Below are 19,708 nucleotides of genomic sequence, written 5' to 3' on the forward strand. Positions count from 1 at the left end.
TCCGCTCCGTCCCGACCGCCCCGTCCCGACCGCCCCGCCCCGTCCGTCGCGTCACCCGTCCACGATCGAGGTAGTACGGCCATGAACTCCCGCCAGCGCCGTGGCGTCATCCTGCTGCTGCTCTCCGTCCTGTGCGCCCTCGGCGCCTTCGCCGGCGTCCTCTCGGTGATCAGTGACGTGAACTCCAAGGTCGGGCCCGAGGTGACGGCGTACCGGGTCAAGGAGGACGTCGCGCCCTACAAGGGTCTGGGCCCGGACCAGTTCGAGAAGGTCACGATGCCCGAGCGCTGGCTCCCGGCCACCGCCGTCACCGACCTCGCCCAGACGGAGGGCAAGATCGCGGTCACCACCCTGAAGAAGGGTTCGCTCCTGCAGAAGGACATGATCGTCGACCGGCCCGCGCTCGCCGCCGGACAGCAGGAGATCGCCATCATGATCGACGCCGCCACCGGCGTGGCCGGCAAGATCACCCCCGGTTCCAGCGTCAACATCTACGCCACCTTCGCCGGCGAACGCGGCGGCCGGGCCGCCCAGTCCAAGCTGATCGTCGCCGGCGCCCGCGTCCTCGACGTCGGCCCCCTCACCCCCATCGGCGCCGGCCGCGAGGAGCGCAGCAGCCGCGCCACCGAGGCCGTCCCGATCACCTTCGCCCTGTCCACGGCCGACGCCCAGCGCGTCGCCTACGCCGAGTCCTTCGCCGAGCACGTGCGCCTCGCCCTCGTCGCCCCCGGCAGTACCACCCCGCCCGACCCGCGCGACCGCACCTACACGCTCGACAAGGACAAGTGAGGCCGAATGACCACGAGGATCCTGCCGGCGGTCGGCGACCCGGACGCGGCCCGCGCCGTCACCACCCTCATCGGCCAGCTGCCCGACGCCGAACCCGCCGGGCCCGTCACCGACTCCACGCAGCTCGTCGACACCCTCGCGCGGCTCGCCGCCGAGTCCCTCGACGAGCTGCCCGAGGTCGTCCTCGTCCACGAGCGGATCGGCCCCGTACCGGCCCTCGAACTCGTCCGTGAGGTCGCCCTCCGCTTCCCCGCCGTCGGCGTCGTCCTCATCACCGCCGACGCCAGCCCCGTGCTGTTCTCCGCCGCCATGGACTCCGGCGCCCGCGGCCTCGTCACCCTCCCGCTGGGCTACGAGGAACTCGCCAGCCGCGTCCAGGCCGCCGCCCAGTGGTCCGCCGGCGTCCGCCGCCACCTCGGCGCGGGTGCCGAGGCCCCCACCGGGCCCGGCGGCACCGTCGTCACCGTCAGCGGCGCCAAGGGCGGCGTCGGCACCACCGTCACCGCGGTCCACCTCGCCCTCGCCGCCCGTGCCTCCGGCCGCACCGTCGCCCTCGTCGACATGGACCTCCAGGGCGGCGACATCGCCTCCTACCTCGACGTGCAGTTCCGCCGCTCGCTCGCCGACCTCGCCGCCATCAACGACATCACGCCGCGGGTGCTGCAGGACGCCGTCTACGTCCACGAGACCGGCCTCTCCCTGCTCCTCGCGCCAGGCGAGGGCGAGCGCGGCGAGGAGGTCACCGACCGTTCCGCCCGCCAGATCGTCAGCGCCCTGCGCGGCCGCCACGAGGTCGTCGTCGTCGACTGCGGCACCCACCTCGACGCCGCGGGCGCCGCCGCCGTCGAGATGGCGGACGCCGCGCTGCTCGTCACGACCCCCGACGTCGTCGCCGTACGCGCCGCCAAGCGGGTCGTCCGCATGTGGGACCGCCTGCAGGTCCGCAAGCCGGAGGAGACCACCGTCCTGGTCAACCGCCACCACCGCTCCACCGAGATCCAGCCGGCGCTCGTCCAGAAGATCACCGGCACCCGGATCGCCGGCGTCTCCGTCCCCGCCCACTTCAAGGAACTCGCGGCCGTCGTCGACGCCGGCCGGCTGCACGACCTGGACGCCCGGTCCACCGTCAAGCAGGCCCTGTGGGCGCTCGCCGGAGAGCTCGGCCTGGTCAAGGCCGCCGCGGACACCCCGGGCAGGGAACTCGTACGCGGCGGGGACCGGGGCACCCTCGGGCTGCGGCGGCGCGGGGCAGGGCGATAGACGTGCGCGGGCCGTGGCGGGACGAGCGGGGGCAGGTGGCGGTCGAGTTCGTCGGCATGCTGCCGCTCATCCTGCTCACCCTGGTGCTGCTCTGGCAGTGCGTCCTGATCGGCTACACGTACACCCTCGCCGGCAACGCGGCGGACGAGGCCGCCCGCGCCTACGCCGTCGGCGACAGCTGCCAGGAGGCGGCACTGCGCAACCTGGACGGCGCCTGGCGGTCCGGCGCCGCCCCGGACTGCCGCCGCGCGGACGGCATGGCGTACGCCCGGGTGAGCATCCGCGTGCCCGTGCTGTTCCCGGGGGCGATCAACTTCCCCTTCACGGTGGACGGCGAGGCGGCGGCGGTGTGGGAGGGGGACGAGCGATGAGGCGATTCGGGAACGGGCGCGAGGGCCGGAGCGGGTCCGGGACCCGGGCCGGGGCCGTGACGGGGGCCGGACTCCCGGTCGGGGCCGCGACGCGGGCGGGGGTCAGGAGCCGGGCGGGAATCCGGGGCCGGGCGGGGGCTTGGGCCCCGGCTGGGATCCCGGTCGGGGTCGCGACGCGGGCGGGGGTCCGGAGCAGGGCGGGCATCCGGGGCGGGGCCGGTGTCCGGAGCCGTGCCGGGACATGGACCCGGGCCGGGATCCGCATTCGGGCCGGGATCCGCATCCGGACCGGGATCCGGGCCCGGGCCCGCGTCCGGGCCCGCGTCCGGGCGCGGGACCGCGGCCAAGTGGCGGTCGAGTACCTGGGCTTCCTGCCGATCCTGCTGCTCGTCGGCCTCGCCGGCGTCCAGCTCGGCATCATCGGATACGCCGCCCAGCAGGCCGGCACCGGAGCGCGGGCGGCGGCGCGGGCGTCGAGCGTGGACGACCCCGACTCCGTACCGGGCCCCGAGGCGGCCGGGAAGGCGGCGATGAGCGACTGGATCGCGCGCCGCAGCCGCGTCGAGGAAGGCGGCGGCACGGCCACCGTCACCGTGCGGATCCCCTCCCTCATCCCCTTCTGGACCTTCGACGACGTGAAGAGGACCGCCACCATGCCCGTCCCCGATTCCGCGCCCGAGGAGGACCGGCGATGAGCCTGCGGTCCCGCATCAGCACCCCCGAGGAGAACCGGGCGGGCGGCGGACGGGAGGACGGCCACCTCGTCGCGTCCTTCCGCGCCAAGCTCCTGGAGGAGATCGACCTCACCGAGATGTCCGCGCTCGCCGCCGCCGAGCGCAGGGCCCGCCTGGAGCGCGTCCTCGGGCACATCATCAGCCGCGAGGGCCCGGTGCTCTCCACCGCGGAACGCGCCCAGCTGATCCGCCGGGTGGTCGACGAGGCACTCGGGCTCGGCGTGCTCGAACCGCTCCTCGAGGACGCCTCCATCACCGAGATCATGGTGAACGGACCCGACCAGATCTACATCGAACGGGCCGGTCGGGTGGAGCTGCTGCCGCTGCGGTTCGCCTCGCACGAGCAGCTGATGCAGACCATCGAGCGGATCGTGTCAACCGTCAACCGGCGCGTCGACGAGTCGAATCCGATGGTCGACGCCCGGCTCCCGTCCGGCGAGCGCGTCAACGTCATCATCCCGCCGCTGTCGCTCACCGGGGCGACGCTGACCATCCGCCGCTTCCCCCGCGCCTACACCCTGCACGAGATGCTCGGCCTCGGCTCGATCGACGAGCAGATGCTGCTCCTGCTGTCCGGGCTCGTGCAGGCCAAGTTCAACGTCATCGTGTCCGGCGCCACCGGCACCGGGAAGACGACGCTCCTCAACGCCCTCTCCGGTCTCATCCCCGAGGGCGAGCGGATCATCACCATCGAGGACTCCGCCGAGCTCCAGCTCCAGCAGTCCCACGTGATCCGCCTGGAGGCGCGGCCGCCCAACATCGAGGGCCGCGGCCAGGTCTCCATCCGCGACCTCGTCCGCAACTCCCTGCGGATGCGGCCCGACCGCATCGTCGTCGGCGAGGTCCGCGGCGGCGAGACCCTCGACATGCTCCAGGCGATGTCCACCGGCCACGACGGCTCGCTCGCCACCGTCCACGCCAACTCCGCCGAGGACGCGCTCATGCGCCTCCAGACCCTCGCCTCCATGTCGGAGGTCAAGGTCCCCTTCGATGCCCTGCGCGACCAGATCAACAGCGCCGTCGACGTCCTCGTCCAGCTCACCCGGCACCCCGACGGCACCCGCCGGGTCACCGAGATCGCGATCCTCGCCTCCAGCGGCCGCGAGCGCTACCTGCTCGCCACCGTGTGCCGCTTCGACGCCCGGCCGCTCGCCGCCGACGGGCGGGTGTACGGCGAGTTCGCCTACCACCCGCTGCCGCGCCGGGTCGCCGAACGGCTGTACATGGCGGGCCAGCCCATCCCGCAGGCCTTCGGCGTGGCCGCGACTGACGAGCACCTCGCCACGCGGGAAGCGAAGTAGGGGGAGGAACGACCGTGAACCCGACACTGCTGACCGTGGGCGTGGCGCTGATCGCCGGCGTCCTGGCCGTGACCGGCATCCAGTTCTACGCGAGCGGCTCCGCGCAGCGGTCCGCCCTGATCGCCCGCCTCTCGCAGACCGCGGGCGAGGGGGGCGACGGCACGGGCCGCCGCAGGCGCCCCTTCCGGGGCATCGACCGGCGGGTGCGGCGCACGAGGTTCGGACGCAGGCTGGAACTCCGTATCTCCGCGACGGGACTGGACCTCACCCCCGGGGAGTTCGTCGTCTCCATGGCGGTCACGGTGGGCGCCCTGTGGATCGCCGGGCAGGCGCTGCTGTCCCCGTTCTTCGGGCCGATCTGCGGCTTCCTCGGGGTGTGGGTCGCGATGGGATTCCTCAACTGGCAGCGCCAGAAGCGCATCGAGAAGTTCATCAACCAGCTCCCCGAGCTCTCCCGCATCCTCGCCAACGCCACCCAGGCCGGTCTCGCGCTGCGCATGGCCCTGTCGCTCGCCGCCGACGAACTGGAGGCCCCGGCCGGCGACGAGCTGGAGAGGGTCGCCCAGCAGCTCGCCGTCGGCACCTCGCTCGACGACGCGCTCGGCGAACTCGCCGAACGCCTCCCGTCCCGCGAACTCGTCGTCCTCGTCACGACCCTGGTCCTCGCCAACCGGGCCGGCGGCACCGTCGTCTCCTCACTGCGCAACCTCACCGAGACGCTGGAGGAACGCAAGGAGACCAGGCGCGAGGTCCGTACGCAGCTGTCGCAGGTGAGCATGACGGCGTACGCCGTCCCGGTCATCGGCGTCGGTTCGCTGCTGCTGATCGACAACATGCAGCCCGGCGCCCTGGACCGGATGACCGGCTCGGGCCTCGGCCAGCTGGCGGTCGTCCTCGCTTTCGGACTGTACGGAGTCGGCTTCATGGTGATCCGCCGCCTCGCGAAGATCGACGTGTAAGGGACCCGGAACCGTGGACCTGCTGCTCGCCCTGCTCGCCGGCCTCGCCGTCGCCGGCATCTTCTACGGCATCCGCCTCTACCGCGCCGACGCCAAACTGCCCGGCGACCTCCAGCTCGCCCTGGAGGTCGGCTCCACGCGCACCGGCGCCGTCGACTCGGTCGTCGACCGCCTCGGCATGCGCTGGTCGCCGGCCGTGCTGCGCCTGATGGGCCCCAAGCGGGTCAACGCCGTCCGCCGCCGCATCGACCTCGCCGGAAACCCCGGCGGGCTCACCATCGACCGGTACGGGGCGCGGCGGGCCGTGTACGGCGTCCTGGGCGGCTTCGGCGGCCTGCTCATGGTGAGCAGGGGCTCGATCCTGGTGGCGGTGCTGCTGTTCGCCTTCGGCGCGGTCTGGACGGAGGTCGGAATCTGGTCGGCGGTCCGCATCCGCAAGGACCAGATCGAACGCACCCTGCCGGACTTCCTGGACGTCCTGGCCGTGGTCGTCTCGGCCGGTCTCGGCTTCCGCCAGGCCCTGGAGCGGGTCGCGGACAAGTACGAGGGGCCGTGGGCCGACGAACTGCGCATCACCCTGCGCCAGATGGACATGGGCGTCAGCCGGCGCGAGGCCTTCGACGAACTGCGCCGCCGCAACGACTCCGAGCAGGTCGCCCAGTTCGTCACCGCGCTCCAGCAGGGCGAGGAGCTGGGCGCTCCGATCGTCGACACCCTGATCCAGATCGCCAACGACATGCGCCGCACGGACGCGCAGAACGCCCGCCGCAAGGCCGCGAAGGCCGTCCCCAAGGCGACGATGGTCATCACGACCCTGATGGTCCCGGCCACGATGATCCTGCTGGGCGCGGGCCTGTTCCTCGGCACGGGCACCGACTTCGGCTCGATCACGGGCGAATGAGGACGCGGCGCATGCTGAGAGTCGTGGTGGTGGCGGAGAACCCCGTGGTGCGGGTGGGCCTGGCGGTGCTGCTCGCGGCGCACGGGGACGTCGAGGTGACGGCGACCGCGCCGGACCCGGCCACGGCCCTCGCGGCGGTCCGGGCCGGCACCCCCGCCCTCTTCGTCCTCGACGGACACGCGGACTCCGTACGGCACTTGAGCCCCACGGCCCCCGTACTGCTCCTCACCCACACCCCGGGGCGGGCCACGGGCGCGGCCGGGCACCTCGTCCACGGCGCCTACGACGAGGCGGAGCTGCTGCGCGCGGTGCGTGCGACTGCACATGCTGGCGGACCTTCAACTGTCTCCAATATACTGCGGTTCAGAAATCCAGCTTCGCAGGTGCAACGGTTCGGATTGAGTGCCAGGGAGGTGGAGGTGATGGACCTGATCGCGTCCGGCATGACCAACCAGCGGATCGCCGTCACCTGCTCCATCTCCGAGAAGACCGTCAAGAACCACATCAACCGCATCTTCGCCAAGCTCCACAGCACCACCCGCGGCGAAGCCATCGCCTCCTGGCTCGGCACGAGGACCGCCTCATGAAGCCGACTACACACCGTGATTGGGCCTACGGACCCTGTGAACAGCCCGCCTTCCGGGCGTACCCTGCCCGAGTCGCCGGACTCGGAGGGGAACACGATGAACGACGCGCTGCTGAAGGCCCTGACCAAGGCCAGGGTGCACGCGGGGAGTTGGTCCAGGAACAGGGGCGACCGAGGGCAGACCGCGGTCGAGTACCTGGGGATCATCGTGGTCGTGGTGGCGATCGTCGTCGCGATCTCGGGCACCAGCATCGGCCAGAGCATCAGGGATGCGATCAGCCAGAAGATCACCAGTCTGACCGGCGGCGGATCCGGGGGCGGCAGGTAGGCCGCCGGCGGGGCGACGCGGGCCAGGCTTTCCCCGTCTATGTCACGGTGATCGCGGGTCTGCTGTTTCTCGGCTTCGTCTACTTCGCCGTGGCGCAAGCGGCGGTCACACGTAACGGAGGCCAGACGGCGGCCGACGCCGCCGCTCTCGCCGCTGCCCAGGACGCCCGGGAGCAGCTGCGGGACGGGTGGCTCGACGTGATCCTGGACCCCGATGCGTGGGACGGCTATCTGAAGGGCGACGACTACTTCGCCGATCAGGCGTGTATGCGGGCGGAGGAATACGCCGCGAAGAACAACGCGGAGGTCATGGCGGGCGATTGCACTCCCCTCCGCGAGGGCGAGAAGGGCTTCCGCGTCCGGATCCGCACTCTCGACGCTGTCGGTGAATCGTTGGTCCCGGGTACGGAGAAGCAGCACGCGGTCGCGTCCGCGACGGCCGTTCTGGAGCCGCGCTGCTTCGTCGACCCGCCGGAGCCGACACCCCCGTCCACTCCCGAGCCGACGGGCTCGTCCACGCCGACGCCGACGCCGACACCGAGTCCGGAGCCGGAACCGATCACCGGTCTGGTGTGCGGCGGCGTCGAGTGGGTCATCGATCCGGATCACCCGAGGCTGCCAGACGCCGCGGACCTCTTCACTGTTCGACTTGCCGACTGATGAGCGAAGGACCTTGATTCATGAACGTTCGGTACGCGAGGAAGGCCCGCAGAGGGGCGGCGGCCGTGGCCCTTGCGGCTGGACTGGCTCTCGTCGTGACGGGGTGCGGCAGCGAAGAGCAGCCGAAGAGGGAGCAGCCGGTCGCGAGCTCGGCAGCCCCCAAGGCGAGCGGTCAGGACGGCAAGGCCTCGCAGTCGGCCGAGCCCACCGAGGTTCTCGGTTCACTCAAAGGCCCACAGGGACTGGAGCTGACGGTCACCTCGGTCGAGCGCGACGCCGGTGGGTTCGTCACGGTCAGCGGCCAGCTGAAGAACACCTCGGACGACGCCGTCGCGATCTCCTCCCGCCTCAGCGGAGACGAGACGGAGATCATTCAGCACAGCAACTCGCTCGGCGGTGCCACCCTTGTCGATTCCGTCGGCAAGAAGCGTTATTACGTCCTCCGCGACACGGACGGCCGTCCGCTCACCACGACCGACCTGTCCAGCCTGGCGCCCGGGGCCAAGACCAACGTGTTCATGCAGTTCCCCGCCCCGCCCTCCTCCACAGGCGAGGTCTCGCTCCAGCTGCCCACCTTCACCCCCGCCACCATCAAGCTCTCCTGAGGGCGCAGCCATGAAGACGACGTCGACACCTCGCCGCATCGCCGCCCTCACCGTCACCGCCCTGCTCCTGGGCGGCACCGTCGGCAACGCGCGCGCCGACGATCCCCCCAACTCCACCTCCAGCGGCTCCCCGCCCCCCGCCATCGACGCCACCTCGCCCGCCCTGATGCTCCCCGACGGCGCCACCCTCGCCCCCGCCAAGGTGCTCGACATCAAGCAGATCGTCGAGGAGGAGGGCGGCGAGCAGCGTCGCGAGGACACCAACGTCGACGTGACGTTCGCGCTGCAGGCCGAGGTGCTGTTCCCCAAGGACAGTGCGAAGCTCGGACCCGCCGCCACCGCCCGCATCGCCGCCATCGCCGCGGAGGTCAACAAGCAGGGGGCGAGCCGTGTCCGGGTGTTCGGGTTCACCGACGACCTGGGGACCTACGAGCACGGTCTGAAGCTCTCCAAGGAGCGGGCCGACGCCGTGCAGCAGGAGCTGGCGAAGAACCTGAACCCGGGGACCACCTTCGACATCCGCGGCTACAGCGAGGACTACCCGATCGCCGACAACTCCACCGAGGAGGGCCGGAAGAAGAACCGCCGCGTCGAGGTCTCCTTCCCCCGCACCTCCGGCGGGTAGCGGGGCGATGCGCAGGGTCACGGTCGCCGCGCTCGTCCTCGGGGTCCTCGGCACGCCTGCCGCCCCCGCCGCCCCCGCCGCCCCCGCCACTCCCACCGCGCCCCCTCGGCCGGCGGGGTACCGCAGTGCGCCGGACGCCCGGCCGGTCCGGGCGGGTGCGGTGCTGCCGGGCCCCGGTACGTACACCGACAGCATCGCGCGCGGGGAGACCCGCACGTACCGGGTGCGCCTCGACGGTTCCTCGAACGTCTTCCTCTCCGCCGTCCTCGCCCCGGCGCCCGGCTCCGCCGTCGACGTCGTGGACGGTGTCTCGCTGTCGCTGCGCACCGCCTCCGGCCTGCTGTGCGGCATGCGCACCGACATACGTCTCTACGGCGACACCCCCCGCCCCGTCGCCGACTACGTCAGCCGGCGCCTGGAAGCGGGCCGGGACTGCCAGGAGGCGGGGGAGTACGACCTCGTCGTCGAGGGCGTGGGCAGGGGCGGTGACGACGGGCGGCGGGGGCCCTGGCGCTGGGACCTGGAACTCGGCTACGTGGTGGAGCCCGCGCCCGGCCCCGGCGACGGGCCACCGCCCGCCCCGACCGTCTGGAGCACCGAACCGCCGGCCTCGTTCGGCGAGGGGTCCGCCGGATCCGGCCGGGCGGCGCACGGCGGCACCGGCTTCAACGACGCCGCGCCGCTGGCCGGCGCGGGGACCTGGCGGGACGAGCTGCAGCCGGGGGAGAGCCGGTTCTACCGGGTACCCGTTGCCTGGGGGCAGCAGCTCTTCGCCCGTGCGCGGTTCGGCAACGCGACCGCCCCGCCCGGGCGTTCGGCGCTCCCGGACGGCCTGCGACTCGCGCTGTACAACCCGGCGCGCGGCGCCGTCGACGAGCGCAAGGGCCTGTACACCGGTGACCCCGCCACGCTTTTGCTCGCCACCGCCCCCGCCGCGTACGCCAACCGCAGCGAGGGCGCGACGGACGCCGTCAGCGCGATGCGCTTCGCGGGAAGCTACTACCTTCAGGTCAGCCTCGACCGACAGGCGCCGACGGCCGTTCCCCTCGCCCTCGACCTGGCCCTGCCCTCGGTGTCCGCCGCCTGGGCCGGGCAGGAGGATGCCGGTCCTGCCCGCGGATCCGGGCCCGTCTCCGGATCCGATTCCGCCTCCGGATCCGGTCCCGGCTCCCGTTCCGCCCGCGGTGACGCCGCCGCCCCCGGCCCGGATCCCGTGCTGCGCGCCGTGGGCATCGCGGGCATCTCCACCGGCACCGTCCTCGTCGCGTCCCTCGCCGCCTGGCCCCTTCTCGCCACCCGGCTCTCCGGTTCCCGTTCCCGCGCCCGGTCCCGGCCGCGCGGGCGTCACGCCCGCGGGGCGTGAGGACCGGCCGGGTCCGGACCGGAGCAGTCGGCCAGCGCCGCCCGGATCGTGGCCGTCATACGGTCCGGGCGGGCGAAGACCTCGCGGGCCGTGAAGCGCAGCACGCGACGGACGCCCGGGCAGCTCTGGAGCTCGTTGAACCGGTGGACGTCGCGAGCGTGGGCCTCGCGGGTCCCGTGGTACGCGAAGCCCTCGATCTCGACGACCAGTCCGGCGGCGCGGAAGAGGAAGTCGGGGTGGAGCGGGCGGCCCGCCCGGGTGCGCAGGGTCGGCTGGACCTCCGGGTGCAGGTCCGCGTCCCGCATCCGCAGCCGTGCGACCGTCTCGGCGGGCGAGCCCGAGCCCGGGACGGCGAGCGGCAGCCAGCGGCGCGCGGCCGGGCCGCCCGCGCGGCGGGGCACGGCGAGTTCGGCCGCCAGCTCCTCGGACCGGACGAGCGGGCCGCGCCGCAGGCCGCCGACGAGGCGCCGGGAGAGCGCCGAGTCCGCCACGACCACGGCGGCCTCCCGGCTGCCGGCCGTCCGTATCAGGTCGCCGGCCGTCCGCGCCGGGTTCGTCACCCGCAGCCCGTGCCGCAGCGAGCAGTCCCGGTCGGCCAGCACCGACGTCGTCCGGACCCGGGTCCGCACGTGCGGCGATATCCGGCCAGGGGCGGGCCGGCGCTGGTGAGGCGCACGGGGTCCGACCGCCGCGTGGGACGTGAACTCGAGGACCTCCCCGTTCCCCGGTCCGTCCTCCGGCCCGCCCCCGGGGCCGTCGGTCCCGTGCTCCGTGAGCAGTTCGATGCGGTGCAGCGCCGCCGCCGTGCCGTGGCTGCACACGAGGTCCGGGCGGAGCAGCTGGAGCGCCCTGGCCCGCACCCGCCAGTCCACCTCCTTTCCCGGGACCGCCCACGCGCCCCGGCAGATCCGCTGCCAGCCGTCCCCCTGCAGCCGCCGGCCCAGCCGTCCGCGCGGCCAACCCGCGGCGAGCGCCCACGCGGTGAGCAGCACCCCGCCCCTGGCGAGTCTCGTCAACTCGTACATACGCGCAACGATCCACGGACGGGGGACACTTCGCATCCCCTGTGGAAAACCCGGGGAAAACCCGGCATAAGACGTCGTCAGGAAAGCGCAAAAGCGACGGGACGGGGCACTTCAGGAGGAGCATCCTGGTCTCCAGGCCTCTCGACGAGGCACAAGTGCAGAGTGCTTCGGAGTGGGCAGCCCATGACGACCACGGCCCCGAGCAGCGTCCAGCTCGTCAGCGATCTCGTCGCCCGTGTTCCCGCGTTCCGTGACGCGTACGACACGCACGTCTTCCACCAGGGCGGTGTCCTGCCGCACGTCTTCTTCTGGAACGTCGTGCAGGGGACCGTCGGCTCCTTCCTCGGCGAGGACGGGAACGGCGTCGACTGGCGGTGCACCCTCGACTTCCTGGAGGAGCAGAGCCGCCGGGGCGTCCTGGGCGTCGACGAGGTGATCGTCACCTCCTTCCTCAATGACCTGCCCGGCCCGCACGAGCCCGGGTACGAGATCGTGGGTCAGCTGGGCCCGGTCCTGGCGGCCAGATTCCTGCGCATCCGACCGGGCGGCTGATAATCGACCGCATGTCCCGCACCACCCTCGCTCCGCCAGAGGCCGTCCCCACCCGGGCCGCCCCGCCGCCGGCCGCCCCGCCCTGGGCCGCCCTCGGCGGCTACGCGGCCACCCGTGTCCTCGGCCTCGTCGTGCTCGCCGCCGCCGCGGCGGCCACCGGCAAGGACGGGCTGCACCGGCTCATGGGGCGCTGGGACGCGGTCTGGTACACGCGGATCGCCGAGCACGGCTACGGCCACGAGGTCACCCTGCCCGACGGCGGCGTCCACGCGGACCTGGCCTTCTTCCCGCTGTTCCCGGCCCTCGAACGCGGCCTGTCCGCGGTCCTGCCGGTCGACGCCGCGACCGCCGGGCTGCTCGTCTCCTGGGCCGCCTCGCTCGCCGCCGCGTGGGGGATCCACGCGGTCGGCACGCACGTGACGGGCCGGCCGCGGGTCGGCGTGGTGCTCGCGGTCCTGTGGGGGGTGTACCCGACGGCGTTCGTGCAGTCGATGGCGTACACGGAGACCCTGTTCACGGCCCTCGCCGCCTGGTCGGTCCTCGCGGTGCTGCGCGGACGCTGGATCCTGGCGGGCACCCTGTGCGCGCTCGCCGGTCTCACCCGGCCGACCGCCGCCGCGCTGATCGCCGCGATCGGGATCACCGCCCTGGTCACCGTCGTACGCGAGCGGAGGCTGCGCGCCCCCGTCGTCGCCGGCGCGCTCCTCGCGCCGCTCGGCTGGCTCGCGTACATCGCCTACGTCGGTCTGCGTCAGGGCAGCGCCACCGCCTACTTCGAGGTCCAGGCCGCGTGGGGCAACTCCATCGACGGCGGTGCGGCCCTCGCCCGCTTCGTCGTGGGCCTGCCGTGGCCGGCCGCGCTCGGGCTGAGCGCCGCGCTCGGGCTGCTCGGCGGGCTGGTGGCGCTGTGCGTGCGCCAGCGGCAGCCGCTCCCGCTGCTCGTCTACACGGTGGCCGTGGTCGTGATCTCGCTCGTCGGCGCCGCCTACTTCGGGTCCCGGCCGCGCCTGATGATGCCCGCCTTCGCCCTGCTGCTGCCGCCGGCGCTGACGCTGGCCCGGCTCCGGGCCCGTACGGCCGTCCCCGTGCTCGCGGCCCTCGCGCTCGCGTCCGCCGCCTACGGGGCCTTCACCCTGCTCGGATCGGGTCCACCGTGACGGAGATGCCGCGCCGCAGCCCCCAGTCCGCCATCGCGCCGCCCGCCGCCTCCAGGACGTGCCGGCCGCGGAGCCGGATCATGCCGAGGCGGCCCGGCGGCATGGTGACGACGTCCAGGACGGTCCACGAGCGGTCCAGGTAGGCGACGTCGACGGCGAAGCGCATGCCGAAGGTGTGGATGCTGTTCGTCGGGGTGATGAGCAGCGCGCCCTCGATCCCGTCCCGGCCGAGCAGCCCCCGCCGCCGCGCCCGGTAGGAGGCCGCGATCTCGAGCGGCACCGCCCCGCCGGGGGTCTTCAGCAGGCCCGTTCCGTCTCGCCAAGTCCTCCCCATGGGGGAGACGCTAGCCCTAGGGTCGGGCCGTGGACGCCCTGTTGCCGATTCTCGTCACCGCCGCCGCCCTGTGGGGAGCGGCGGCCGGCCTGCTCGTCCCCCGTGCCGCGTACCGGCTGTCCGTCAGCCCCGAGGAGCCGTGGCGGGCCGCCTGTCCCGCGGGGCATCCGTTCGCCGGCCCCGGCCGGGGCTGGCTCGGCGGTCCGGGGCGGGCCGGGTGTGCGACGAGCTCCGCGCCGCTGACGGCGCCGCTGGTGACCGCGCTCGCCTGCGCCGCGCTCGCCGCGGCCACCGGCGGGCCCCGGCCCGAACTGCTCGTGTGGCTGCTGGCCGCGCCCTTCGGCACGCTCCTCGCCTGCGTCGACGTGCGGGTGCACCGGCTGCCCGACGGGCTGACCCTGCCGCTCGCCGCCGCACTGCCGCTGCTGCTCGCGGTCGCCGCGAGCCTGCCCTACGCGGCGGGGTCCTGGATCCACTCCCTGCTCGGGGCGGCCGCGTTGGGCGGCGGCTATCTGGGCCTGTTCCTGCTCCACCCGAACGGGATGGGCTTCGGCGACGTGAAGCTCGCGGTCCCGCTCGGCGCGGCGCTCGGCTGGTACGGCTGGGGCGTGCTGTTCCTCGGGGCGTTCGCCGGCTTCCTGTTCGGCGCGCTGTACGGGCTCGGGCTGCTCCTCACCCGCCGCGCGCGCCGCGGCACGGCGATCCCCTTCGGGCCCTTCATGATCGTCGGTGCCCTGCTCGGGCTGCTGCTCGGCGCGTTCACCGCCGTCCCCTGAACGGGCGGCCCTAGCATCACGCCATATGCGGACAATTGATCAGAAAGCGTCACCGAGTGAACGGGAGGCGGCGCTCCCGGACACACCCGCCACCCCCTGGTACCGACGTCCCTCCCTCGTCCCCTGGGCCTGGGCCGCCGCCTTCTGCCTGCTGTACGCCACCGTCGCCGTGCGCCGCCATCTCCTCCTCCGCACCACCGGATACGACCTCGGCATCTTCGAGCAGGCCGTCCGCGCCTACGCCGAGCTCCGGGCGCCCGTCGCCCCGCTGCGCGGCGAGGACTTCAACCTCCTCGGCGACCACTTCCACCCCCTGCTCGCCACCCTCGCCCCCCTCTACCGGCTCTGGCCCTCCCCCCTCACCCTGCTCGTCGCTCAGTCCGCCCTCCTCGCGCTGGGCGCCGTCCCGCTGGTCCGCTGGGCGCGCCGCGCCATCGGCCCGCGCGGCGCGCACGTCGTCGCCGTCGGATACGGGCTCAGCTGGGGCATCGCCTCCGCCGCCGCCTTCGACTTCCACGAGATCGCGCTCGCCGTCCCCCTGCTCGCCTTCTCCCTCGAAGCGCTCGGACGGCGCCGCTGGCGGACCGCCGTCGCCTGGGCCGCGCCGCTCCTCCTCGTCAAGGAGGACCTGGGGCTCACCCTCGCCGCCGTCGGCGCGTACATCGCCTTCAAGGGACGCACCGACAGCGGGGGACGTACCGACAAGCGGGCCCGCACCCTCGGGCTCGTCACCTCGGCCGCCGGCCTCCTGGGCTCCTTCCTGGAGATCAAGGTCCTGATCCCCGCCTTCGGCCCCACCGGCGGCTACGCCCACGGCGGCCAGCTCGCCGTCGCCCACGGCTCCCTGCTCGACGCGCTCGCGCACGCCCCGCTCGACCTGCTCCGCCCCGACACCAAGGCGACGACCCTGATCCTCGTCCTCGCCCCGTCCGCGCTGCTCGCCCTGCGCTCCCCGCTCGCCCTGATCGCGCTACCCACCCTCGCCTGGCGGATGGCCTCCGAGAACGCCTTCCACTGGGGGACGGCCTTCCACTACAGCGCGATCCTCATGCCGGTGGTGTTCGCCGGTCTCCTCGACGTCCTCGGCCGCGAGACCAACCCCCGCAACGTGCGCGCCGCCCTCGCCACCGTCCTCGCGGTCACCGTCGTCCTGCTCCCCTCCTTCCCGCTGGCACAGCTCGCCCAGCGGGCCACCTGGCACACCACCCCGCACCTGGACGCCGCCCGGGCGCTGCTCGCGAGGATCCCCGACGGCGCGACCGTCGCCGCCTCCAACCGGCTCGTCCCCCAGCTGACTTCGCGCTGCACGGTCGTCGTCTTCCCCACCTTCCCGGTCGAGGGCCGGCTCTACGAGCACCAGCGCGCCGGCCTGCCGCGGCCCACCGCCGAATGGATCGTGCACGACTCCGAGGCCCCCGAGTCCTGGCCGTACCGGCCGGGCCACTGGCCCTACCCCCTGGAGCAGCAGCAGGCGGAGCTGACGGCGGCCGTCGGGAAGTACGGCTACACGCTGGTCGCCCGCCGCGACGGGATCACCCTGCTGCGCCGCGCCGCCCGCTGAGGCGTCCGCGTCAGGCGTGCGGCCCGACCGCCACCGGACCGACCGTCAGCTCGGCCCGGCCCTCCAGGACCGCGGCCACCCGCTCGGCCTGCGCCTCCAGCTCCCGGAGCCTGGCCGGCGCCAGGGTGCGCAACGGCTCGACGGTCACCGCGATCCGCCTCCCGGAACGGCGCTGGTGCCACACCCCCTCGACCGTGCCGTCGACGAGCAGCACCGGGAAGTTCCCGGCCTGGCCGCCCGCCAGCGCCCGCTCGGCGGCCCGGCCCGCGAACAGCCGGGGCCGCGGCTGGGAGGCGATCCCGAAAGCGTCGAAGTACGGCAGCAGCCGCACCCCGCGCCCGGGCCGCTCGTCGGGGAAGTCCGTGTCACCGGCGGCGACCCAGGCCACCGCCCCGTCGAAGGACACCTCCTCGACCCGCCCGGCCCCGGCCAGGGAGGCGAACAGCTCCGTCGCCCAGCCCGCCGGCGCCGCCAGCCACTTCGCGAAGTGCGCCGGGGTCGCGGGGCCGTAGGCGCGCAGATAGCGGTCCACCAGCTCGCCGAGCGCCCGGGGTCCGGCCTGGGGCCGCACCCCGGGGTTCGTGTACGTGACCTTCCGGCCCCGGTCGCGGCCGAAGGCCAGCACCCCGCGGTGCGCGGCCAGATGGGTGATCTGGCGCCAGCGGGGCCACTTGTCCTGGAAGGCGTCCATCACGCGGTCGCCCGCCCAGGGGCCGGTGCGCGCCACGATCGCGTCGGTCAGTTCGTCCACGGTGAGCTCGGTGCCGGTCAGCGCGTCGGCGATCGCCGCCAGGACCTCGTCCGTCTGCGCGGACGTCATGCGCACGTGCGGCGGCTGCCCGCTCGCCCCGGCCGGGATCGCGGACAGCGCGCCCGTCCACATCGGCAGGTCGGCGGACGGCAGCAGGTGCACGGTGCCGCGCGGCCCGTACGTCTTCGTCAGCGCGCGGTCCTGCCACAGCGCGGCCCGTACGTCGGATCGCGTCCCCTCCGTCGTGCGGAGTGCCACGGACAGCTCGGCCGCCGACAGGACCTGGGCGTGCGCGCCGAGCATCGCGGCGGCCACCGCGGCCGGCCGCGCCTGCGCGGGCTCGTCGAGGAACTGGCGGCGCATCCGCCGGGCGTCGGCCTGCGCCCAGGTGACGTGCGGGGGAGTGGAGGTCGTCATGGGGCGACGGTAGGGGCCGTGTAGGTCAGATCCGGTCCGCTTCGGTCCTGTGCCGACCCGCGCCTCGCCCCCTCGCCGCGTCAACCCGGCGACCTGACGGAGGGGTCCCCCGTCGGAGGTACCGATTCCGCCGCCACGCCCGGGCACAAACCCGCCACAGGGCCTTGGAGCCCTTGTGCCGCTTGGCCTCCGGCGAATCCGACGGCCCTCGTTCGGCGCACTTGGCACGCAGGACGACTAATGAAGGGTTATGGTGGAAACCCCCCCTCGGGCCGGTCCGTATCCCCCCCACGGACCGGCCCGTTTTCTTTCCCGCTCCGGGCATTGCCGGTCCACGGCCCCGGGCGGCCTCCGTTCACGGCCCCGGCCGGACCCGGTCACGGCGAAGGCCGGACCTGCTCACGGCGAAGGCCGGACCTGCTCACGGCGAAGGCCGGACCTGGCTCACGGCAACGGGCCGACGGGCTCACGGCAACGGGCGGACCCGGCTCACGGCGAAGGGCGGGCCCCCATTCCCGTCCCCGCGCGGTCACCGGGCCGCCCGCGGCGCGTCAGCCCCGGCCGGCCCAGATGTTGGTGCCCTCGGTGTCGACGGCGAAGGAGTCGATGTCCTTCAGCTCCTCGTCGGTGAGCGGGGCCGCGGCGAGCGCCGCCACGTTCTCCTCCAGCTGCGCGACGCTCGACGCGCCGATCAGGGCCGAGGTCATGCGCTCGTCGCGCAGCACCCACCGCAGGGCGAGCTGGGCGAGGGACTGCCCGCGCCGCTCGGCGATGTCCGCCAGGCCGCGCAGTCGCCGCAGCACCTCGTCGGAGAGCAGGTCAGGGTCGAGGGACTTGCCCTGGGTGGCCCGGGAGCCCTCGGGGATGCCCTTCAGGTACTTGTTGGTGAGCAGCCCCTGCGCCAGCGGCACGAAGGAGATGCAGCCCATGCCGGCCGCCTCCAGGGTGTCGAGGAGGTTGTCCTCCTCCGTCCACCTGTTGATCATGGAGTAAGAGGGCTGGTGGATGAGCGGCGGAACGCCCATCTCCTTGAGGATCCGCGCGGCCTCGGCGGTCTGCTCGCTGGTGTACGAGGAGACGCCCACGTACAGCGCCTTGCCCTGCTGGACGGCGGAGGCGAGCGCCCCCATCGTCTCCTCCAGCGGGGTGTGCGGGTCGAAGCGGTGCGAGTAGAAGATGTCGACGTGGTCGAGGCCCATCCGCTTCAGGGAGGCGTCGAGCGACGACATCAGGTACTTGCGCGAACCCCACTCGCCGTACGGCCCGGGGTGCATCAGATAGCCGGCCTTGGTCGAGACGATCAGCTCGTCCCGGTACGGGGCGAAGTCCTGGGCGAAGAGCTTGCCGAAGTTCAGCTCGGCGGAGCCGGGCGGCGGGCCGTAGTTGTTCGCCAGGTCGAAGTGGGTCACGCCCAGGTCGAAGGCGCGGCGCAGGATCGCGCGCTGCGATTCGAGGGCACGGTCGTCGCCGAAGTTGTGCCACAGGCCCAGCGAGATCGCGGGGAGCTTGAGTCCGCTGCGGCCGGTGCGCCGGTACTCCATGGCTTCGTAACGGTCCGCGGCGGCGCGGTACAGGGGGGAATCAGTCACGTATCTCTGCTTATCACGGACTTGTGACAGTCCCGGGCTGGGAGCCGGTTACCCGTCCGCAGTAATGTGGCGGCTTCGGGGGCCGACACTGCATGGAGGGGTAAAGAACAGTGAACCTGCGCGACCTGGTGTACGGGCTCTACGCACGCCGGGTGGAAGGCCGACTCGACCACGCCCAGGTGCCCAAGCACATCGGCGTCATCCTCGACGGCAACCGGCGCTGGGCCAAGGCCTCCGGCGGCACCCCCGAGCAGGGGCACAAGGCCGGCGCGGACAAGATCCAGGAGCTGCTCGGCTGGTGCGCCGAGACCGACGTCGAGGTCGTCACGCTCTGGATGCTCTCCACCGACAACCTGAACCGTCCCGAGGACCAGCTCCTCCCGCTGCTCGGGATCATCGAGGGCGCCGTGCGGGCGCTCGCCGCCGACGGCCGCTGGCGGGTGCACCACGTGGGCACCCTCGACCTGCTGCCGGCGCGCACCCAGTCCGTCCTCAAGGAGGCCGAGCAGGCCACCCTGGACAACACGGGCATACTCGTGAACGTCGCGGTGGGCTACGGCGGCCGGCAGGAGATCGCGGACGCGGTCCGCTCGCTGCTCCTGGAGCACGCGGAGCGCGGCACCAGCTTCGAGGAGCTGGCGGAGATCGTCGACATCGACCACATCGCGGAGCACCTCTACACGCGCGGCCAGCCCGACCCGGACCTGGTGATCCGCACCAGCGGCGAGCAGCGCCTGTCCGGTTTCATGCTGTGGCAGAGCGCGCACTCGGAGTACTACTTCTGCGAGGTCCACTGGCCGGCCTTCCGCAAGGTCGACTTCCTGCGGGCGCTGCGTGACTACGCGGCCCGGCACCGCCGTTTCGGCAACTGATCCGGCAACCGGTCCGGCAACTGACGCCCCCTGGGGTGCGGCGAGGGTCCCGCGCGGCCCCCGGCACGCACCCTCGCCCCCCCCGAAGACCCGAGCGGATCCGTCACGTGGGCCTTCGTCCGGCGCGCCGAGGACCGCACCGGACACCGTGACCCTCGCACGGGACCCCCGCGACACCCACGGGAAGGCATCG

At 73.5% G+C, this 19,708-nt stretch carries 22 protein-coding genes; 18 read left to right on the forward strand and 4 right to left on the reverse strand.

Features of this window, described 5'->3' with window-relative positions; translation table 11 throughout:
• Nucleotides 1–81 precede the first annotated feature (81 nt).
• The 13 genes from cpaB to ACIRQF_RS36905 all read left to right on the forward strand — a co-directional run bounded on the left by cpaB (nucleotide 82) and on the right by ACIRQF_RS36905 (nucleotide 10,481).
• Nucleotides 82–789, forward strand: coding sequence for a Flp pilus assembly protein CpaB (gene cpaB / locus ACIRQF_RS36845; RefSeq protein ID WP_376637786.1), 708 nt, complete (start codon nucleotides 82–84; stop codon nucleotides 787–789).
• A 6-nt stretch (nucleotides 790–795) separates the two neighbouring features.
• Nucleotides 796–2,049 carry a CpaE family protein gene (locus tag ACIRQF_RS36850; protein ID WP_376637787.1) on the forward strand — a complete coding sequence of 418 codons (1,254 nt, stop codon included), beginning with the start codon at nucleotides 796–798 and terminating at the stop codon, nucleotides 2,047–2,049.
• Between the two features lie 2 nt (nucleotides 2,050–2,051).
• A complete protein-coding gene (locus tag ACIRQF_RS36855; RefSeq protein WP_404099212.1) occupies nucleotides 2,052–2,420 on the forward strand; it encodes a TadE/TadG family type IV pilus assembly protein in 369 nt (122 codons plus the stop codon).
• Nucleotides 2,421–2,767: 347 nt separating this feature from the next.
• On the forward strand, nucleotides 2,768–3,115 hold the full coding sequence (locus ACIRQF_RS36860; protein ID WP_404099215.1) for a TadE/TadG family type IV pilus assembly protein: 348 nt from the start codon (nucleotides 2,768–2,770) through the stop codon (nucleotides 3,113–3,115).
• The gene (locus ACIRQF_RS36865) at nucleotides 3,112–4,455 is read left to right on the forward strand and encodes a CpaF family protein (RefSeq protein ID WP_404099218.1); all 1,344 of its coding nucleotides are present in this window, start codon (nucleotides 3,112–3,114) and stop codon (nucleotides 4,453–4,455) included. The genes ACIRQF_RS36860 and ACIRQF_RS36865 overlap by 4 nt, the downstream gene beginning before the upstream one ends.
• Nucleotides 4,456–4,469: 14 nt before the next feature.
• Nucleotides 4,470–5,414, forward strand: coding sequence for a type II secretion system F family protein (locus tag ACIRQF_RS36870; protein ID WP_376637791.1), 945 nt, complete (start codon nucleotides 4,470–4,472; stop codon nucleotides 5,412–5,414).
• A gap of 13 nt (nucleotides 5,415–5,427) precedes the next feature.
• The gene (locus ACIRQF_RS36875) at nucleotides 5,428–6,315 is read left to right on the forward strand and encodes a DUF5936 domain-containing protein (RefSeq protein ID WP_404099221.1); all 888 of its coding nucleotides are present in this window, start codon (nucleotides 5,428–5,430) and stop codon (nucleotides 6,313–6,315) included.
• Between the two features lie 11 nt (nucleotides 6,316–6,326).
• On the forward strand, nucleotides 6,327–6,902 hold the full coding sequence (locus ACIRQF_RS36880; protein WP_404099224.1) for a response regulator transcription factor: 576 nt from the start codon (nucleotides 6,327–6,329) through the stop codon (nucleotides 6,900–6,902).
• Nucleotides 6,903–6,998: 96 nt separating this feature from the next.
• Nucleotides 6,999–7,229, forward strand: a complete 231-nt coding sequence (locus ACIRQF_RS36885; protein ID WP_404099227.1) for a Flp family type IVb pilin — start codon at nucleotides 6,999–7,001, stop codon at nucleotides 7,227–7,229.
• Complete coding sequence (locus tag ACIRQF_RS36890) at nucleotides 7,211–7,888, forward strand: pilus assembly protein TadG-related protein (RefSeq protein WP_404099299.1); 678 nt, start codon at nucleotides 7,211–7,213, stop codon at nucleotides 7,886–7,888. Before ACIRQF_RS36885 ends, ACIRQF_RS36890 begins: the two co-directional genes overlap by 19 nt.
• Before the next feature lie 20 nt (nucleotides 7,889–7,908).
• Complete coding sequence (locus ACIRQF_RS36895) at nucleotides 7,909–8,493, forward strand: hypothetical protein (protein ID WP_404099230.1); 585 nt, start codon at nucleotides 7,909–7,911, stop codon at nucleotides 8,491–8,493.
• 10 nt (nucleotides 8,494–8,503) lie between these two features.
• Nucleotides 8,504–9,118 carry an OmpA family protein gene (locus tag ACIRQF_RS36900; RefSeq protein WP_382484101.1) on the forward strand — a complete coding sequence of 205 codons (615 nt, stop codon included), beginning with the start codon at nucleotides 8,504–8,506 and terminating at the stop codon, nucleotides 9,116–9,118.
• A 7-nt stretch (nucleotides 9,119–9,125) separates the two neighbouring features.
• The gene (locus ACIRQF_RS36905) at nucleotides 9,126–10,481 is read left to right on the forward strand and encodes a hypothetical protein (protein ID WP_404099233.1); all 1,356 of its coding nucleotides are present in this window, start codon (nucleotides 9,126–9,128) and stop codon (nucleotides 10,479–10,481) included.
• Here the strand turns inward: ACIRQF_RS36905 and ACIRQF_RS36910 are convergent.
• The gene (locus ACIRQF_RS36910) at nucleotides 10,463–11,506 is read right to left on the reverse strand and encodes an endonuclease domain-containing protein (protein WP_404099236.1); all 1,044 of its coding nucleotides are present in this window, start codon (nucleotides 11,504–11,506) and stop codon (nucleotides 10,463–10,465) included. The two genes, ACIRQF_RS36905 and ACIRQF_RS36910, sit on opposite strands and share 19 nt — an antisense overlap.
• Nucleotides 11,507–11,689: 183 nt before the next feature.
• Between ACIRQF_RS36910 and ACIRQF_RS36915 the strand changes: the two genes are divergently transcribed.
• Both ACIRQF_RS36915 and ACIRQF_RS36920 read left to right on the forward strand, forming a co-directional pair.
• The gene (locus tag ACIRQF_RS36915) at nucleotides 11,690–12,058 is read left to right on the forward strand and encodes a hypothetical protein (RefSeq protein ID WP_376637799.1); all 369 of its coding nucleotides are present in this window, start codon (nucleotides 11,690–11,692) and stop codon (nucleotides 12,056–12,058) included.
• An 11-nt stretch (nucleotides 12,059–12,069) separates the two neighbouring features.
• Nucleotides 12,070–13,215 carry a hypothetical protein gene (locus ACIRQF_RS36920; RefSeq protein WP_404099239.1) on the forward strand — a complete coding sequence of 382 codons (1,146 nt, stop codon included), beginning with the start codon at nucleotides 12,070–12,072 and terminating at the stop codon, nucleotides 13,213–13,215.
• Here the strand turns inward: ACIRQF_RS36920 and ACIRQF_RS36925 are convergent.
• Nucleotides 13,187–13,549, reverse strand: a complete 363-nt coding sequence (locus ACIRQF_RS36925; RefSeq protein WP_404099242.1) for a DUF192 domain-containing protein — start codon at nucleotides 13,547–13,549, stop codon at nucleotides 13,187–13,189. The genes ACIRQF_RS36920 and ACIRQF_RS36925 overlap by 29 nt on opposite strands.
• Nucleotides 13,550–13,587: 38 nt before the next feature.
• Here ACIRQF_RS36925 and ACIRQF_RS36930 point away from each other — a divergent pair, with 38 nt between their 5' ends.
• Both ACIRQF_RS36930 and ACIRQF_RS36935 read left to right on the forward strand, forming a co-directional pair.
• A complete protein-coding gene (locus tag ACIRQF_RS36930; protein ID WP_382484141.1) occupies nucleotides 13,588–14,325 on the forward strand; it encodes a prepilin peptidase in 738 nt (245 codons plus the stop codon).
• 25 nt (nucleotides 14,326–14,350) lie between these two features.
• Nucleotides 14,351–15,886, forward strand: a complete 1,536-nt coding sequence (locus ACIRQF_RS36935; protein WP_404099245.1) for a DUF2079 domain-containing protein — start codon at nucleotides 14,351–14,353, stop codon at nucleotides 15,884–15,886.
• Nucleotides 15,887–15,896: 10 nt separating this feature from the next.
• On the opposite strand, the gene ACIRQF_RS36940 is transcribed toward ACIRQF_RS36935, so the two are convergent.
• Nucleotides 15,897–17,054, reverse strand: a complete 1,158-nt coding sequence (locus ACIRQF_RS36940; RefSeq protein WP_404099248.1) for a winged helix DNA-binding domain-containing protein — start codon at nucleotides 17,052–17,054, stop codon at nucleotides 15,897–15,899.
• 551 nt (nucleotides 17,055–17,605) lie between these two features.
• Nucleotides 17,606–18,643: an L-glyceraldehyde 3-phosphate reductase gene (gene mgrA / locus ACIRQF_RS36945; protein WP_403528321.1), complete on the reverse strand. Its 1,038-nt coding sequence runs from the start codon at nucleotides 18,641–18,643 to the stop codon at nucleotides 17,606–17,608.
• Between the two features lie 110 nt (nucleotides 18,644–18,753).
• Between mgrA and ACIRQF_RS36950 the strand changes: the two genes are divergently transcribed.
• A complete protein-coding gene (locus ACIRQF_RS36950; RefSeq protein WP_376637805.1) occupies nucleotides 18,754–19,515 on the forward strand; it encodes an isoprenyl transferase in 762 nt (253 codons plus the stop codon).
• Nucleotides 19,516–19,708: the final 193 nt, after the last annotated feature.

The sequence above is a fragment of the Streptomyces sp. NPDC101191 genome (genome assembly GCF_044767915.1).
Lineage (GTDB): Bacteria > Actinomycetota > Actinomycetes > Streptomycetales > Streptomycetaceae > Streptomyces.